General features: G+C 73.5%; 11 protein-coding genes. 8 read left to right on the top strand and 3 right to left on the bottom strand.

The genetic code is table 11. The features are described from left to right. Together CCN33_RS14475 and CCN33_RS14470 are read left to right on the top strand one after the other, a co-directional pair. A partial coding sequence (locus CCN33_RS14475; RefSeq protein WP_086694044.1) for an NHLP family bacteriocin export ABC transporter peptidase/permease/ATPase subunit occupies positions 1–2,009 on the top strand: 2,009 nt, incomplete at its 5' end. Between the two features lies 1 nt (position 2,010). Then, positions 2,011–4,827: an NHLP bacteriocin export ABC transporter permease/ATPase subunit gene (locus CCN33_RS14470; RefSeq protein ID WP_086694043.1), complete on the top strand. Its 2,817-nt coding sequence runs from the start codon at positions 2,011–2,013 to the stop codon at positions 4,825–4,827. A 188-nt stretch (positions 4,828–5,015) separates the two neighbouring features. Here the strand turns inward: CCN33_RS14470 and CCN33_RS14465 are convergent, their stop codons facing one another. Continuing rightward, positions 5,016–5,438, bottom strand: a complete 423-nt coding sequence (locus CCN33_RS14465) for a subtilase-type protease inhibitor (protein ID WP_086694042.1) — start codon at positions 5,436–5,438, stop codon at positions 5,016–5,018. 451 nt (positions 5,439–5,889) lie between these two features. Between CCN33_RS14465 and CCN33_RS14460 the strand changes: the two genes are divergently transcribed. Next, the gene (locus CCN33_RS14460) at positions 5,890–7,449 is read left to right on the top strand and encodes a purine-cytosine permease family protein (protein ID WP_086694041.1); all 1,560 of its coding nucleotides are present in this window, start codon (positions 5,890–5,892) and stop codon (positions 7,447–7,449) included. Between the two features lie 14 nt (positions 7,450–7,463). Here CCN33_RS14460 and CCN33_RS14455 read toward each other — a convergent pair whose 3' ends face one another. Both CCN33_RS14455 and CCN33_RS14450 read right to left on the bottom strand, forming a co-directional pair. Further along, the gene (locus CCN33_RS14455; RefSeq protein ID WP_086694040.1) at positions 7,464–8,372 is read right to left on the bottom strand and encodes a hypothetical protein; all 909 of its coding nucleotides are present in this window, start codon (positions 8,370–8,372) and stop codon (positions 7,464–7,466) included. Continuing rightward, entirely contained in the window at positions 8,369–8,776 is a 408-nt protein-coding gene (locus tag CCN33_RS14450; RefSeq protein ID WP_086694039.1) for a hypothetical protein, read from the bottom strand. The genes CCN33_RS14455 and CCN33_RS14450 overlap by 4 nt, the downstream gene beginning before the upstream one ends. Before the next feature lie 120 nt (positions 8,777–8,896). Here CCN33_RS14450 and CCN33_RS14445 point away from each other — a divergent pair, with 120 nt between their 5' ends. The 5 genes from CCN33_RS14445 to CCN33_RS14425 all read left to right on the top strand — a co-directional run. Next, the gene (locus tag CCN33_RS14445; protein ID WP_086694038.1) at positions 8,897–12,193 is read left to right on the top strand and encodes a CHAT domain-containing tetratricopeptide repeat protein; all 3,297 of its coding nucleotides are present in this window, start codon (positions 8,897–8,899) and stop codon (positions 12,191–12,193) included. A gap of 37 nt (positions 12,194–12,230) precedes the next feature. Then, positions 12,231–13,376 (top strand): tetratricopeptide repeat protein, encoded by a 1,146-nt coding sequence (locus CCN33_RS14440; RefSeq protein ID WP_167387855.1) that lies wholly within the window; start codon positions 12,231–12,233, stop codon positions 13,374–13,376. Positions 13,377–13,566: 190 nt separating this feature from the next. Continuing rightward, on the top strand, positions 13,567–14,733 hold the full coding sequence (locus tag CCN33_RS14435) for a lactate 2-monooxygenase (RefSeq protein ID WP_086694036.1): 1,167 nt from the start codon (positions 13,567–13,569) through the stop codon (positions 14,731–14,733). Between the two features lie 45 nt (positions 14,734–14,778). Next, complete coding sequence (locus tag CCN33_RS14430) at positions 14,779–15,183, top strand: hypothetical protein (RefSeq protein ID WP_086694035.1); 405 nt, start codon at positions 14,779–14,781, stop codon at positions 15,181–15,183. Positions 15,184–15,671: 488 nt separating this feature from the next. Continuing rightward, positions 15,672–16,191 (top strand): extracellular catalytic domain type 1 short-chain-length polyhydroxyalkanoate depolymerase (locus tag CCN33_RS14425; RefSeq protein ID WP_140394547.1); only part of this gene is annotated, 520 nt, incomplete at its 3' end.

Here is a 16,191-nt window from a genome sequence, read left to right as displayed (position 1 = left end):
GCTCGCGCGCGAGCAACCTGCTGAAGGCGGCACGGAGTTACGGGCTGACCGCCAAGGGCATGCAGATGGACCTCGCGGCGCTCGCCGAGGTGCGCGCCCCGGCCATCCTGTTCTGGGAGTTCAACCACTACGTCGTCTACGACGGCATGGGCCGCCGCTTCGGCCGGCGCGGGGTGTACATCAACGACCCCGCCAAGGGCCGCCGGTTCGTGCCCATGGAGGAGTTCGACGGCAGCTTCACCGGTGTGGTGCTGGTGCTGGAGCCGGGCGACGGCTTCAGCAGGGGCGGCCGCAAGCCCGGTGTGCTCGGCGCGATGCCCGCCCGGCTGCGCGGCACGGCGGGCACCCTGCCCGCGGCGGTGCTGGCGAGCCTGCTGCTGGTCGCGGTGGGCGCTGCGGTGCCGGCGCTCAGCCGCACCTACATCGACATGTTCCTGATCGGCGGCCAGACCTCGCTGCTCGGCGTGCTGTTCGCGTCGATGGCGACCTGTGTGGCGCTGACCCTGGTGCTGACCTGGCTCCAGCAGGCCAACCTGCTGCACGGCCGGATCATCTCCTCCACCCTGTCCAGCGCCCGCTTCCTGCGCCATCTGCTGCGGCTGCCGGTCACCTTCTTCTCCCAGCGCTCCCCCGCCGACCTGGTGCAGCGCCTGCAGTCGAACGACCAGGTCGCCGAGACCCTGGCCCGCGACCTCGCGGCGGCGGGCGTGGACGCGATCGTGGTCGTGCTGTACGCGGTCCTGCTGTACACCTACGACCCGCAGCTCACCTTCGTCGGCATCGGCGTGGCACTGCTGAACATCGTGGCCATGCGGCTGGTGATCCGGCTGCGCGCGACCCGGACCGCGAAGCTGCGGGCGGACACCGCGCGGCTGACGAACACCTCGTACACCGGGCTCCAGCTCATCGAGACGATGAAGGCGACCGGCGGGGAGGACGGCTACTTCCGCAAGTGGGCGGGGCAGCACGCGGCGACGCTCGAGGAGCAGCAGAAGCTCGGGGTGCCGAGCGCCTGGCTGGGCGTGGTCGCGCCGACGCTGGCCACCTTCAACAGCGCGCTGATCCTGTGGATCGGCGGTCTCAGGGCGGTCGAGGGACACATCTCGGTCGGTCTGCTGGTGGCGTTCCAGGCCCTGGTGGCTCGCTTCACCGCGCCGCTCACCCGGCTCAACGGCGTGGCGGGCCGCATCCAGGACTTCGCGGCCGACGTGGCCCGGCTGAAGGACGTGGAGAACTTCCAGGCCGACCCGCTGTACGCGCGTCCCGGCGGTGCCGACGACACCCGCAGGCTGCGCGGGCACGTCGAGCTGGAAGGCGTCACCTTCGGCTACAGCCCGCTGGACAAGCCGCTGCTGACGGACTTCGCCCTCACGGTGGGGCCGGGGCAGCAGGTGGCGCTGGTGGGCGGGTCGGGCAGCGGCAAGTCGACGGTGTCCCGGCTGATCTCGGGCCTGTACTCGCCCTGGGAGGGCGTGATCCGGATCGACGGCCGCAGGCTGGAGGACATCCCGCGCGGCGCGCTCGCCGCCTCGGTGTCCTTCGTCGACCAGGACGTGTTCCTCTTCGAGGGCTCGGTCCGCGACAACGTGGCGCTGTGGGACCCCTCGATCCCGGACGAGGCCGTGGAGGAGGCGCTGCGGGACGCGGCGCTGTACGACGTGGTGGCACGCAGGCCGGGCGGGGTGCACAGCAAGGTCGAGCAGGACGGCCGCAACTTCTCCGGCGGCCAGCGTCAGCGGCTGGAGATCGCGCGGGCGCTGGTGCGCCGCCCCAGCATCCTGGTGCTGGACGAGGTGACCAGCGCGCTGGACGCGGAGACGGAGCTGACCGTGATGGACAACCTGCGCCGGCGCGGCTGCGCCTGTGTGGTGATCGCCCACCGGCTGTCCACGGTCCGCGACAGCGACGAGATCGTGGTGCTCCAGCACGGCACGGTCGTGGAGCGGGGCAGGCACGAGGAGCTGGTGGCGCGCGGTGGCGCGTACGCGGCGCTGGTCAGGGAGCGGTGAGATGACCTCCACGCACGACGGTGATCTGGTGCTGGGCGCCCTCGGCTCGCTGGGTACGAGGGTCGACTGCGCCGGGCTGAACCGGCTGGATCTCGAAGGACCGCAGGTGCTCTGGCTGGTGGCGGCCGGCGCGCTCGACCTGTTCGCGGTGGACGCCGCCGAGCAGGGCCACTGGCACCACCTGGGCCGGGTGGAGGCGGGCGCGCTGCTGCTCGGCCCGGTCGCCGGTCCCCAGCACACCCTGGTGGCCCGCCCGGTGCGGGACTGCGTGGTGCACCGGGTCGACCTGCGCGAGCTGTACCAGGGCGCGCAGACCGAGACCTGGTCCTACGACGAGTACGGCAACCCGCAGTACGTACCGCCCTCATCCAGCCCGCTGGAGTACGCCCTGGCGCTCGGCGTGGGCCGGGGCCTTTCGGTGCTGTTCCAGGCGCCGCTGGCCGAGGACAGGTCGGTGGCGCCCTCGGACGACGACGTGTTCTGGATGCAGGTGCCGCCGGGCAGCGTGCAGTACGGATCGGTGTACGGCGCGGAGGCGGCGGCCGACCTGCTGATGGACCCGGGGCTGTGGCAGAGCCTGGTCGACCAGCAGTACCGGCTGCTGACCGCGCTGGACCGCTGGATCGAGCAGCTCGAGCGCACCCACGAGACGCGGGCGGCGGCCGGTATCAAGGCCGGTGAGGCGGTACGCGCACAGGCCGACCAGACCTTGCTCGCCTCCATCGGCAAGCGCTCGGACCGGCGGACGACGGCGGCCGACGCGGACGCCGGATACGCGGCCTGCAGGCTGGTCGCGCAGGCGGCCGGCATCACGCTGGCCGACCCGGCGCGCGGGATCGGCGAGAGCGAGCGGCTGGACCCGGTGGAGCGGGTGGCGCTGGCCTCGCGGGTCCGGGTCCGGGCGGTTCGGCTCGAGGGCCGCTGGTGGCGGGAGAACGTGGGCCCGCTGGTCGGTCACCGGGCGCTGTCCGGGGCGCCGGTGGCGCTGCTGTGGCGCCGGGGCGGCTATGTCGCCGTACAGCCGGCCACCGGCCGGGAGACGCCGGTGGAGAAGGCGAACGCGGAGGAGTTCGAGCCGCGTGCGGTGATGTTCTACCGGCCGCTGCCCGAGAAGCGGCTCGGCCCGCTGGGGCTGCTCCGGTTCAGCCTGGGCGGTACCCGGAACGACCTGCTGAACCTCCTGCTGGCGGGGCTGGTCACGGTGGCGATCGGCGCGCTGGTGCCCGTCGCCACGGGCAAGGTGCTCGGCGAGTACGTACCGCAGGCGCGGGAGAACCTGATCGCGCAGGTGTGTCTCGCGGTGATGCTCAGCGGGGTGGTGTCGGCGGCGTTCACGCTGCTGGAGAACCTCACCATCCTGCGGCTCGAGGGGCGAATAGAGGGCTCGCTCCAGCCGGCGGTCTGGGACCGGCTGTTGCGGCTGCCGACCCGCTTCTTCAGCGGGCGCTCCACCGGTGAGCTGGCCAGTGCCGCGATGGGCATCAGCTCGATCCGGCGGCTGCTGGCGGGCGTCGGCCCGGTGGTGGCGCAGTCGGTGACGATCGGCGCGATGAACGTCGGCCTGCTGCTCTACTACAGCGTGCCGATGGCGATGGCCGCGATCGCGATGCTCCTGGTGATCGGCGCCGTCTTCACGGGGCTCGGGCTGTGGCAGGTGCGCTGGCAGCGGCGGCTCGTGACCCTCGGCAACAAGCTGAACAACCAGGCGTTCCAGACCCTGCGCGGGCTGCCCAAGCTCCGGGTGGCCTCGGCGGAGAACTACGCCTACGCCGCCTGGGCCGGTGAGTTCGCGCGCAGCCGGGAGCTCCAGCAGAGGGTCGGCCGGATCAAGAACCTCAGCTCGGTGCTGGGCGCGGTGTATCTGCCGGTGTGCACGCTGGTGATGTTCATGCTGCTGGCGGGCCCGGCGAAGGGCGCGATGTCGGCGGCGTCGTTCCTCACCTTCAGCACGGCGGTGACGATGGTGCTGACCTCGGTCACCCAGTTGACCGGCGCCTTCGTGTCCGCGGTGGCGGCGCTCCCGCTGTTCGAGGAGCTGCGCCCGGTGCTGGACGCCACCCCGGAGGTGCGGGCGGGCAGCACCCGGCCGGGCCCGCTGACCGGCGCGCTGGAGGCCCGGCGACTGTCCTTCCGGTACTCCGACGACGGCCCGCTGGTGCTGGACGACGTGTCCTTCGCGGTGCGGCCGGGCGAGTTCGTCGCGGTGGTCGGCCCGAGCGGCTGCGGCAAGTCCACCCTGCTGCGCCTGCTGATCGGCTTCGACAAGCCGGTCTCCGGCAGTGTGCTGTACGACGGCCAGGATCTCGGCGCGCTGGACCAGTCCGCGGTGCGGCGGCAGTGCGGGGTGGTGCTCCAGCACGCGCAGCCGTTCAACGGTTCCATCATGGACGTGGTCTGCGGCACCGAGCCGTACTCGCCGGAGGAGGTCATGGCGGCGATCGAGCTGGCGGGCCTGGCGGAGGACGTCCGGCGGATGCCGATGGGGCTGCACACCATCGTCGCCGGGAGCGGCGCGGTCTCCGGTGGGCAGCGCCAGCGGCTGATGATCGCCCAGGCGTTGATCCGGCGGCCGCGCATCCTCTTCTTCGACGAGGCGACCAGCGCCCTGGACAACGACACCCAGCGCACGGTCATCGAGTCGACCCGCAAGCTGAACGCCACCCGGGTGGTGATCGCCCACCGGCTGTCCACCGTGATGGACGCGGACCGGGTGGTGGTGATGGAGGACGGCAAGGTGATCCAGCAGGGGACTCCCGCCGAACTCCTCGCCGACACCGGCGGCCGGCTGCACGAACTGGTGCGCAGGCAGCTCGCGTAGGGAGGGAAGTGCCGCTTCCCGGCAAGGCCCCCCACGGGCCTGGCCGGGAAGCGGCTGTGGGTCCGGAAGGCGGCGGCCCCACTCCGCCTCGCCCTCCCGGTACGGGATCGCCGGCCGCTCCGCCCCAGGGGCCGCACTCCCCAGTTGCGAAAACCGACCCTGCGGCACGGAGTCCGTGCGATCCCGGTCTAGAACGCGAAGACGCTGCTGCCGAGCGCGTCCTTCGCGCAAGCGTTGCCGAACGTGCGCTCGTAGGCGACCCGTTGGCCCTGCCAGACACCCTGGACGGTGACGACCACGGGGTCGTACAGCCGGGTGCAGTGGACGTCGGCGCGGGCCTTGAGGGCGGTGAAGTCGCCTCCTATGCCGCGCAGTTCGGCACAGGCTTCCGCCGCGGCCGGATGGGTGCCGGTGGCCGTCGGGGCGCAGCTCAGGGTGACGGCGCGCTCCGGGGTGACCGTGGTCGCGCTGTCGCCGTGCCCGGTGGTGAGGACCAGTGCCGAGGGCGCGTACAGGGAGGCAGGCGCGGCTACGGCGGAACCGGTCAGGGGTCCGCAGACGGCGGCGGCGGTGAGGCCGAGGGCCGCGGCCCAGCGCGCGGTGTTCCGCATGGTGTGCATCCTTCCGCTCGATTTTGAGGGTGTGCCGCCCATTGCCCGGTGGGGCGCCGCGACGGCGAGCGCCACTCTGCCGATTCCGCAGCCGGAACACACATCCCACCCATGACTTTCAGTAACATTGCGTATTGAATCAGTGGCGCGAAGTCACGGAATTCGAACACGTCGGCCCCTCAACGCCGGGCTTTCCCCCCGCGGCGACCGGCCCGATGGCCGGAACTCACCGCCTGCGCAATCGGCCTGAAACATTCCGCTCGCCCACGCCGGGGCCCCCTTCACGATCCGCCCGTGACACCTTCACGATTCCTCGCGTTCGCACGGGTTTCGCCGGGCCCTCCGAATGGCCGAACCCTCCACCGGAGCGGCCGAGGATGGATGAAACGTCCCCTGGCTCGCCGTGCCGATCCGGCCGTACGGTCGCGGCACCCCGTCTCAGGAGCCCCAGTTGACCTCACATCACCCCGACTCCCCCGCCCCTGCGCCCTCGCTCACCGAGGTCGAGCCCTACGGAGTCGAGCGCATCCCCGACGCGGAGCGCACCGCGACCCCGTTCGACCTGTTCCGGGTCGCCTTCGGGGGCGCCAACACCTTCTCCACCTGCGTCCTGGGCGCGTTCCCCATCCTCTTCGGGCTCTCCTTCTGGCAGGGCCTCGCGGCAACTGTGCTCGGGGTGCTCGCGGGCGCCCTGATCCTGTGTCCGATGGCGGTGTTCGGCCCGGCCAACGGCACCAACAACGCGGTCTCCTCCTCGGCGCACCTGGGTGTGCACGGCCGCGTGGTCGGCTCCTTCCTCTCCCTGCTGACGGCAGTGGCGTTCTTCTCCATCTCGGTGTGGAGTTCGGGTGACGCCCTGGTCGGCGGCGCACACCGCCTCTTCGGCCTCCCGCGCGGCACGCTGTCGTACGTGGTCGCCTACGCGCTGTTCGCCGGGCTGGTGCTCGCGGTGTGCGTGTACGGATTCCGGTTCATGCTGTTCGTCAACAAGATCGCGGTCACCTCGGCGACGGTGCTCTTCCTGCTGGGTGCGGTCGCCTTCGCCGGTGACTTCGACCCGTCGTACGGGGGCTCGTTCACCGCCTCGGCGGACGCCGCGACGCGTGCGATGTTCTGGCCGTCCTTCATCGGCGCGGCCCTGATCGTGCTGTCCAACCCGGTGTCGTTCGGGGCGTTCCTCGGCGACTGGTCGCGGTACATCCCGGCGGACGCCCCGCGCCGGCGGGTGGTCGGCGCCGCTTTCCTCTCCCAGCTGGCCACCCTGCTCCCCTTCGTCTTCGGCCTGGCGACGGCGAGCATCATCGCCACCAAGGCCCCCAAGTACGTCGACCCGGCGGCGCCCGACTTCGTGGGCGGGCTGCTGGCGATCTCCCCGAGCTGGTTCTTCCTGCCGGTGTGCCTGCTGGCCCTGATCGGCGGCATGTCCACGGGCACGACCGCGCTGTACGGCACCGGGCTGGACTTCTCCTCGGTGTTCCCCCGCCTGTCGCGGGTGCGGGCGACCATGCTGGTCGGCGCGGTGTCGATCGCGTTCATCTTCCTCGGCCGGTTCGCCCTGGACCTGGTGCAGTCGATCTCCACCTTCGCCACGATGATCATCACCTGCACCACGCCGTGGATGGTGGTGATGATCATCGGCTTCTTCACCCGGCGCGGCTGGTACGACCCGGACGCGCTCCAGGTCTTCAACCGCCGCCAGCGGGGCGGTCGTTACTGGTTCACCCACGGGTGGAACTGGCGCGGGATGACCGCGTGGTGGGCGTCGGCGGTCCTCGGCATCCTCTGCACCGACATCCCCGGCCAGTTCGTCGGCCCGCTGGGCGACCTGGCCAACGGGGTCGACATCAGCCTGCCGCTGTCGCTGGCCGTGGCGGCGGTGCTGTACCTCGCCCTGCTCTGGCTGTTCCCGGAACCGCGGGCCGCCTACGGGCCGGAGGGCGCGCGCTGGGTGCGGACGAGGGAGGTCCCGGTGCCGGCGATCACGGAGGCACCGGCGCCGGCCGCCGTGTGACTCCGTCGACGGGCTCAGTCGGGCTTGCTCAGCAGCCGGGTCACCTCTTCCCCCGTCTCCGGGGTGAGCCGGCCCTCGCACCGCAGGCCGAGGGTGCGGGCCAGGTCCGCGCCCTGGAGGTCGACCAGGGCCTCCGCCAGCTCCGCGAAGGACGCCGCAGCCGTACGGCCGCGTACGACACCCGTCGCCACGGTGGCCGCGCCGACCAGCGCGGCGGGCCACCACCACACGGCCGGCAGCAGGTAGGCCAGGCCCCAGGCCGTGAGCCGGGCGGCGGTACTCAAGGCGGCGCGCGCCGTGCCGAGTTCGGCGCGAGTGCTGTCGGGGGCGAGGAGCCAGAGGTGGGGCCAGGCGACGGTCAGGTCCAGGCGGTACGCCCGCCACACGCGGCGGTCGGGGGTCGTGACCCGGTCTCCGGTCCAGAAGGGGTGGCGCGGCGCCACGAGCCCGACCTCGTTGCGCCGGGCGTACCACGCCTCCGCCTCCTCCACCAGGGCGTCCGCGTCGGCCGCACCGCCCAGCCGGGCCCGTCCGGCCGCGACCAGGGCCGAACGGTAGGCACCGTCGGCGGCCCGCCATCCGCGCGCCCGGCGCTCCGTCAGCCACCGGGTCACCGGTCCGCTCGGACCCGTCAGCCAGACCCGTTCCACCAGAGCGCCCAGCGCCTGCGCACCGGTTCCCGTCAGCGCGGCCCCGGCCAGCACCGCGACCGCGCACACCGCGAGCACCCCCACGCTGTGGGCGGCCGGGGCGGCGGCGAGGGCGTCGAGGCGCTCGCGCAGCCGCCCGGTGTCGCGCCAGTGCCGCTGGCCGAGGGTGACGGCGGTGGCCAGCGCGACGAGGTACACCAGGCCGGGAATGGCCAGCAGGGCGAGCCAGCGTTCGGCCAGCTTGCCGCTGAGCGCGTTGAGGAAGGCGGTCACGGGCGCAGCCTGATCTCCCGCAGCGGCCGCCCGAAGATCCGGCACTGGGCCGGGCTTTCGGGCTCGGGTGCCTCGACGCGGGCGCAGCCGCCGCCCGGACACGCCAGTACGCGCAGCAGCGGGTGCCCACCGCCGGGGAACCGCTGATAGACGGGCGGGGTGTCGGTGCGGTACGAGCCGAGTCCCGCGGTGAAGCCGGCGGCCAGCAGGAGGTCCTCCAACTCGTCGAAGGAGTCCTCCAGTTCCTCCGGCGGTCGTCCGCCGCGCACCTCGGTGGTGATGTGGTCGATCAACCGGCGCCCCTCGGGGCCCAGTCCGGGCGCCCGCTCGGCCAACCGGTGACAGAGGGCCGCCAGCCGCTCGTGGCCCGGGCCGCCGTCCCCGTACTCGTCGAGCCCGCTCATCGTCGTACCTCCCAGGACCAGCCACCGGCGACTCAGCATAACGAGGGCGCGGCGGGGACCACTTGGGTAAAATCGGGCTCGGGACTCAAGAGCCCATGGCGTCACACACGGGGGCCGGTCATGTCGGACGCGCACGGAGCGACTGGGCACGCGCTGCGCCAAGTCGCGGCGCTCATCGACGAGTTCAATCGGTCAGGTGACCGTCGTCCACTGGACAGCGCGGTCGGGATCTGCCGGGAGGCCCTCCGCGCGGCGGCGCCCGAGGGCCCCGCAGCCACCGCGTGCCGGGCGGCACTGCGCAGCACCCTCGTGATGCGCTGGTCGGCGTTCCGCGACCGGCGGGACCTGGACGAGTCGATCACCGAGGGACAGTCGCTCACGGCAGGCCCCGCGCCGGACGAGCAGGATTTCCGCCTCCTGGGCCGCATGCTGGCCGACCGCCATGAACTCACCGGTGATCCGGCCGACTTGGCGGCGGGCATCACCGCCCTGCGCCGTGCCGCCGAGCTGCCCATGCACGGCTGGGACAACCGGCCCTTCATCCTCGACACCCTCGGCGGCCTGCTGGCCGAGCGCGGCGAGGCCACGGGCGACACCGCCGACCTCGCGGAGGCGGAGCACCTGCGCCGGGTGGCCCTGGCCCTGCTGCCCGAGGACTCCCCGGAGCTGCCGACCGTACGGAACAACCTGGCGGCGAGCCTCCGCCACACCGCCGAGCTGCACCGGGACCCCGCCCGGGCCCGTGAGGCCGTCGACCTGCTGAAGGCGGCCCTCGGGGACACTCCGGCGCCCCGCCGCCCGCAGGCCCTGCTCAACCTGGCCACGGCCTGCCGCACGAAGGCCGAACTCACCGGCGACCCGGCCGACATCGAGGCCATGGTCACCGCCCACGACACCGCCCTCGCCGCGGCCCCGAGGGGCCATCCGCTACGGGCGCGCGCCCTCACCGGACTGGGCGTGGCCCTCCGGCTGGCGGCCGAGCACACCGACGACACCGAGCCGCTGCGCGCGGCCGTGGCCCTGCTCGGCGAGGCCGTGGGGGAGACGCCGGAGGGCAGCCGGGCCCGCCCGCACCGGCTCAACAGCCTCGGCAACGCCCTGCACCGGCTGGGCCGGCGCACCGGCGACGCGACTCTGCTGGACGAGTCCGTACGCGTTCTGCGCGCCGCCGTCGCGGAGCCGTCGCCGCAGGAGGAGGGCCACCTCGGCCGGGTGGCGAACCTCGCCCTGGCCCTGCGCGAGCGCTACCACCAGACCGGCGACCTGGAGACCCTGCGCGAGGCGGCCCGCCTGGCCCGGCCGGCGCTGAACGCCCCCCGCACGGCCGGGGACTCCGACACCCAGCTCGCCAACCTCGGCGTGGTCCTCCAGACCTGGTACGACCGCACGGGTGACGCGGACGCCGCCGCCGAGGCCGTCGAGGCGGCCCGGCAAGTGCTGGCCCGCACTCCACCAGGGGGCGCGGAACGGGCCATGCGGCTGAACCACCTCGGCAACGCCCTCTTCCAGCGGTACAGGTCCGGCGGCGACCCGGCCGACCTCACCGAGTCGGCCGCCTTGCTGACCGAGGCCGTGGAGCGGACGGCGTACGGCACCTCTGCGCACGCCGACTATCTGCACAATCTGGGCCTGTCCCAGCTCACGGGCGCCCGCGCGGCCGAGGACCCGACACTGCTGAACCAGGCGGTGACCACACTCGGCCGGTCCGTGTGGGCGTCAACCCTCGGCGCGGCCCCCACCGCCAACCGGCTCCAGTCGTACGCGTCCGCGCTGCGCGCCCTGCACGCGGTGACCGAGGACCCGGCGGTGCTGCTCGCGGCGGAGGACGCCTACCGGCAGGTCGCCGGGATCACGGCACTGCCCGCCGCGCAGCGCGTGCGGGCCGCGTACTCCTGGGGCATCGCGGCGGCGGACGCGGGCCGCTGGGAGCAGGCGCTCGACGGGTTCGAACTCGCCCTCGCGCTGCTGCCGTTGAGCATCGGCAGACGGCTGACCCGCGACGACCAGGAACACGGGCTGACCAGTGTGCAGGGGCTCGCCGCGGACGCCGCCGCGTGCGCGGTGCACCTGGGCCGGCTGGACCGGGCGGTGCTGCTGCTGGAGCAGGGGCGCGGGGTGCTGCTCGGGCGGACCATCTCGGCCCGCGCCGAGCTGGAGCGGCTGCGTGTCGCGTATCCGGACGCCGCCGACCGTTTCATGGAGCTGCGGGATCTCATCGACGCGCTGGACCCCGCGGAGCAGGACACCGATGAGCGGCACGTGCTCGCGGCCCGCTGGGAGGACCTGGTCACGGAGATCCGCACCCTGCCGGGCTTCGGTGACTTCCTGGGCGGTCCGACGACCGCCGAGGCGCGGGCGTGTGCCGGGCGGGGGCCGGTGGTCCTGGTGTACGCGAGCCCGTATCGCAGCGACGCCCTGGTCCTGCTGCCGGACCGGGTGCTGCCGGTGCCGCTGCCGGGCGCCGGACTTGCCGCCGTGGAGGCGCAGGCGCGCCGGCTCGGCACCGCGCTCGCCGAGGCGTCCGTACCGGACGGGGAGCGGGCCGCGCAGGAGACGGTCGCGGAGGTGCTGGCCTGGACGTGGGACCACGTCACGGGGCCGGTCCTCGACGCGCTGGGGCTGTCCGCCCCGCCGACGGACGGTGTCTGGCCGAGGCTGTGGTGGTCGCCGGGCGGCCCGCTGGCCGCGCTGCCGCTGCACGCGGCCGGTCACCACGGCGACCCGTCCCGTACGGTGCTGGACCGCGCGGTCTCCTCCTACACGCCGACCCTCCGTGCCCTCGCGTACGCCCGCGCCCGTGCGGCCGGCCCGCCTCCTGCCGGGCGCCTGCTCGCGGTGGTCGTGCCCGACGCGCCCGGCGCCCGCAGGCTCGGCGGGGTGCGCCGGGAGGTGCGGGAGCTGAGCGCACTGCTGCCGACGGAGGTGATCGCGGGGCCGCGGGCCACGTTCGCCGGAGTGATGGCGGCGCTCCCCGCCCATCCGTACGTCCACTTCGCCTGCCACGGGGTGAGCGAGCCGGACGATCCCTCCGGGGCCCGGCTGCTGGTGCACGACCACCGGCAACACCCCTTGACGGTGCGTCACATCTCCCGGCTGGAGCTGCCGGACGCCCGGCTCGCCGTCCTGTCCGCCTGCGAGACGGCGCGGGGTTCGGAGCGGCTGGCGGACGAGTCGATCCACATCACCTCGGCCTTCCAGGGCGCCGGGTACCCGCACGCGATCGGCACCCTCTGGCCGGTGCACGACGCTGTCGCGGTGCGCGTGACGCGGACCCTGTACGGCGGTATGCGCGACGCCCTCTCCGCCTCGGCGGAGCTGGACGCGGCCCTCGCACTGCACCACGCCGTGCGGGAGTGCCGGGCGGCCTTCCCCGGCAGCCCCAGCCTGTGGGCCGCCCATGTGCACTCCGGGGCGTAGGGCTTCCGGAGCCGGACGAGAAGAGGAGGGGGTCCGGATGGCCCTCGGACGGCGCAGGAAACGCGGGGACGACGGTCGTCGGGACACCCCCGAACCGGAACTGCCCCCGGCTGCCGACCTGGTCTTCACGCTACTCAATGAGGACGGCACCGAGGAGGAGATCAGCCGCGTCGGCCTGCCCCCGCACGAGTTCTACGGCATGCGCGCCAACTCGGCCCATCAGCGGCTCGGCCCCGAACACCCGGAAACCTTGCGGGCGTTCCGCGACTACGCCCGTGCGCTGACCCACATGGAGGGTCGCCAGGAGGAGGCGCGCGAGCGGCTGATGTCCCTGGTGTACACCCAGTCCCGGTCCCTCGGCTACGTCCACGAGGACACCCTGACGACCGCCGCCGACCTGGCCGGACTGATGCACGTGACGGGCGAGTTGGGCAAGTCGGAGGAGGTGTGGCGCAGCGTGTGGACGAGCCGGGCCGAACTCCTCGGGCCGGACCATCCGCACACCCTGGACAGCGCGTCCTCCCTGGCCTCGGTGCTGGAGGACCTGCGCCGCGAGCCGGAGGCGGCCGCCCTGCGTCGGGACGTGCTCGAACGCCGCAAGCGCCTGCTCGGCCCGGACGACCCGGCGGTCCTCTCCGCCACCAGCAGCCACGCGGCGGCCCTGGTCAAGGCCGGTCACTGGGCGGAGGCGGAACGCGAGCTGCGCTCCCTCGTCACCAGGTTGGAGCGCCAGGGTATCCAGGACGACGACACCGGCCTGGCCGCCCGCGCCAACCTGGGCGCGGCCCTGTGCCGGCTGGACCGCCTGGACGAGGCGGAGACGGTGATGCGCTCGGTCCTCACCACCCAGCAGCGCATCAAGGGCCCGGCCCACCCCGACACCCTCACCACCCGCAACAACCTCGCCGCCGTACTGCACGCCCGCGAGCACTACGCCGAAGCGGCCCGCACCCTCCGCGAAGTCCTCACCCTCACCACCCGTCACAAGGGCGAATCCCACCCCGACACCCTCCACGCCCGCGACAACCTCGCCAACGTCCTGATCGACAACGGCGACCACGAGGAGGCCACCACCCTCCTCACCCGCTGCCACACGGACTACACCCGCACCTTCGGCCCCCACCACCCACTGACCCGTACCACGGCCGAACGGCTCGCCTGGCTGCGGGACAACTCGGTCTGAGCACTGCCCTCCTGGCCCCTCGCGCTGTTGGCTCGACCGGTCCTTCTCTCCCCGCACCCAAGGTTGCGCGTACGCCCTTGTCCCACCGTTCCGGTCTGCTCCGTCAACCCGACCGCCCAGGCTCCGGCTACGCCCACCCCCTGAGGCACACTGAGCTGAGCATGACACCCCAGGGAAAGGGAGCGGCGGCGTGGGTGCTCGTTGGGCCGACTTTCAGTACGAGATCTACCTGAACGGGATGAACGGGACAGTCCCCCGGCTGCCCACCGATCTGACCCGGCTGGAGGAGCTGGCGGAGCACCGGCTCGGGCCGGGCCCGGTCGGATACGTCGCGGGGAGCGCGGGAAACGGGAGCACCGAGCGGGCCAATCGCATGGCGCTGGAGCGCCGCAGGATCGTGCCGCGCATGCTGCGGGACGTCGAGGAACGCGACCTCTCCGTACAGGTGCTGGGCCGTACGCTGACCGCGCCGCTGGCCCTCGCGCCCGTCGGCGTGCTGTCGATCATGCATCCGGACGCGGAATGCGGTGCCGCGCGGGCCGCCGCCGCGCAGGGCGTGCCGTTCATCCTGTCGTCGGCGTCGAGCACGCCGATGGAGACGGTCGCGCAGGCGATGGGGGACGCCGAGCGGTGGTTCCAGCTCTACTGGGGCAGCGACCGCGAGGTGACCCGGAGCTTCCTGGGCCGGGCGCGCGCGGCCGGGTTCTCGGTGCTGGTCGTCACGCTGGACACCCCGCTGCTGTCCTGGCGCCCGCGCGATCTGGACCGGGCGTACCTGCCGTTCCTGCACGGCGTCGGCACCGCCAACTACTTCACCGACCCCGCCTTCCGGGCGGGGCTCGCCAAGCCGGTGGAGGAGGACCCGAACGCGGCCGTCCTCCGCTTCCTCGGCCTCTTCGGGGACGCCGGGCACACCTGGCCGGACCTGGCGTTCCTGCGGGAGCACTGGGACGGCCCCATCGTCCTCAAGGGCATCCTGCACCCGGACGACGCCCGCGCGGCCGCCGACGCCGGAATGGACGGGGTGGTGGTCTCCAACCACGGCGGCCGCCAGGTCGCCGGCTCGGTCGCCGCCGCCGACGCGCTGCCGGGTGTCGTGGGCGCGGTCGGCGACCGGCTGGACGTGCTGTTCGACAGCGGCATCCGCACCGGCGACGACATCGCCAAGGCGCTCGCCCTGGGCGCCCGCGCGGTCCTGCTCGGCCGCCCCTACGCGTACGGGCTCGGGCTGGACGGCCAGGCGGGCGTCGAGCACGTCGTCCGCAGCATCCTCGCGGAACTCGACCTGACCCTGGCCCTCTCCGGCCACGCCTCCCCCGCCACCCTGGACCCGTCCGTCCTGACGGAGGAGTCGTAGGCCGCTTCCGCCGAGGCTCCGTGTGTCCATGCCATGATTCACGGCATGAGCACGGAGACCGGACACGCGGGGATCGTCTACTGGCGGCGCAGCATCTGGAACGGCACCCGCTGCCAGCCCGTACTGGCCACTCTGCGCCCGGGCGAGCTGCACCTGCGGGACCGTGCCCTCGGCAGCGTCCTGCGGGTGGACCCGCGCACGGTGACGGGCCGTCTCACCCGGCTCGGCACCCTCGTGCTGGCCGTCGACGGACGGCGCTGGGCCCTCGTCGGGCGGGGCGCCTCCGTGTCGCCCTCGCCGAGCGCCGAGCAGCACCGGGTTCTGGAGCAGGCCGGACCCGGAACAGCCGCGGCCGGCGGGTTGATGGACACGCTGCTCAACGACGGCGCCCTGGCGCTGATGCGTGACTGGCACACCCGGCTGGCCGACGCGGGGGCGCAATTGCGCTGACCCGGAACACCGGGTGGACGCACGGGCACCGCTGTCGACGGAACGACCGCCGGGGCGGCCGGGCGGTCCCGGGGCGGAGGCCGACCGCCCGGCGGGGACGTCCGCCCCGTCGCACGGCCCCTCGAACAACGGCCCGCCCGAAAAGTCCCGTTGCCGAACCGCCCGCTGACGTGCCGCCCGCCGGCGGCCGTCACGGGCGGAGGGCGCACCGCCGTCCAGTCGTGCGCCGCGCGGACGGCGTCGGACGCCGCCTCCGTGCACCGTCCGGCGCCCACCGGACCGGGCGGACGACGGTCACCGTGGAGGCCGGGCTAGCAGAACGGCCCGGGAGCGCGCAATCCCCCCGGTGCCGACTCGCCCGGGCCCCACTGTGGTGTCCCGCGCCATGGTGGCCGCACCGGCCCGAACCTACGGTTCCGGCACGCCCGGTGGGTCGGCGCTCCGTGACGCGCCGCCGGTGCACCGGGCGCCCCACGAAGGAGCCGCACATGACACCACCCTCGGGAAAGACTCCGCCTCGGGTTCCGCGGCGCCGTGGCGTGTTCCGCCTCGTCGCCGTCGTCCTCCTCGTCCTGGGCGCCGCCCTGGCCGGTCCCGCCCCCGCCGCGCAGGCGTCCGTCTCGCTCACCCGGGTGACCGCCTTCGGGTCCAATCCCGGCGCGCTGACCATGTACACCTACCGTCCCGCGGGACTGCCGGCCGGGGCACCCGTCGTGCTCGCGCTGCACGGCTGCACACAGAACGCACAGGTTTACGCGGACAACTCCGGACTGCCCCAGCTCGCCGACCGCGACAAGTTCCTGCTGGTCCTCGCGGAGACCACGTCGGCGAACAACCTGAACAAGTGCTTCAACTGGTTCCAGAGCACCGACAACCAGCGCGACCAGGGTGAGGCCCTGTCCCTCCGGCAGATGGCCGGCCACGCCGTGTCCGCCCTGGGCGCCGACCCCGCGCGGGTCTACGTGACGGGTCTGTCCGCGGGCGGCGCCATGACCGCGGTCATGCTGG

The organism is Streptomyces recifensis (assembly GCF_002154615.1).
Taxonomy (GTDB): domain Bacteria; phylum Actinomycetota; class Actinomycetes; order Streptomycetales; family Streptomycetaceae; genus Streptomyces; species Streptomyces griseoluteus.
This window is presented reverse-complemented; position numbering and strand designations above follow the sequence as displayed.

Coding starts and splice junctions, on each gene's coding strand:
- CCN33_RS14430 (WP_086694035.1), top strand. CDS start 14,779: ATGAGCACGGAGACCGGACACGCGGGGATCGTCTACTGGCGGCGCAGC.
- CCN33_RS14445 (WP_086694038.1), top strand. CDS start 8,897: ATGTCGGACGCGCACGGAGCGACTGGGCACGCGCTGCGCCAAGTCGCG.
- CCN33_RS14440 (WP_167387855.1), top strand. CDS start 12,231: ATGGCCCTCGGACGGCGCAGGAAACGCGGGGACGACGGTCGTCGGGAC.
- CCN33_RS14465 (WP_086694042.1), bottom strand. CDS start 5,438: ATGCGGAACACCGCGCGCTGGGCCGCGGCCCTCGGCCTCACCGCCGCC.
- CCN33_RS14470 (WP_086694043.1), top strand. CDS start 2,011: ATGACCTCCACGCACGACGGTGATCTGGTGCTGGGCGCCCTCGGCTCG.
- CCN33_RS14450 (WP_086694039.1), bottom strand. CDS start 8,776: ATGAGCGGGCTCGACGAGTACGGGGACGGCGGCCCGGGCCACGAGCGG.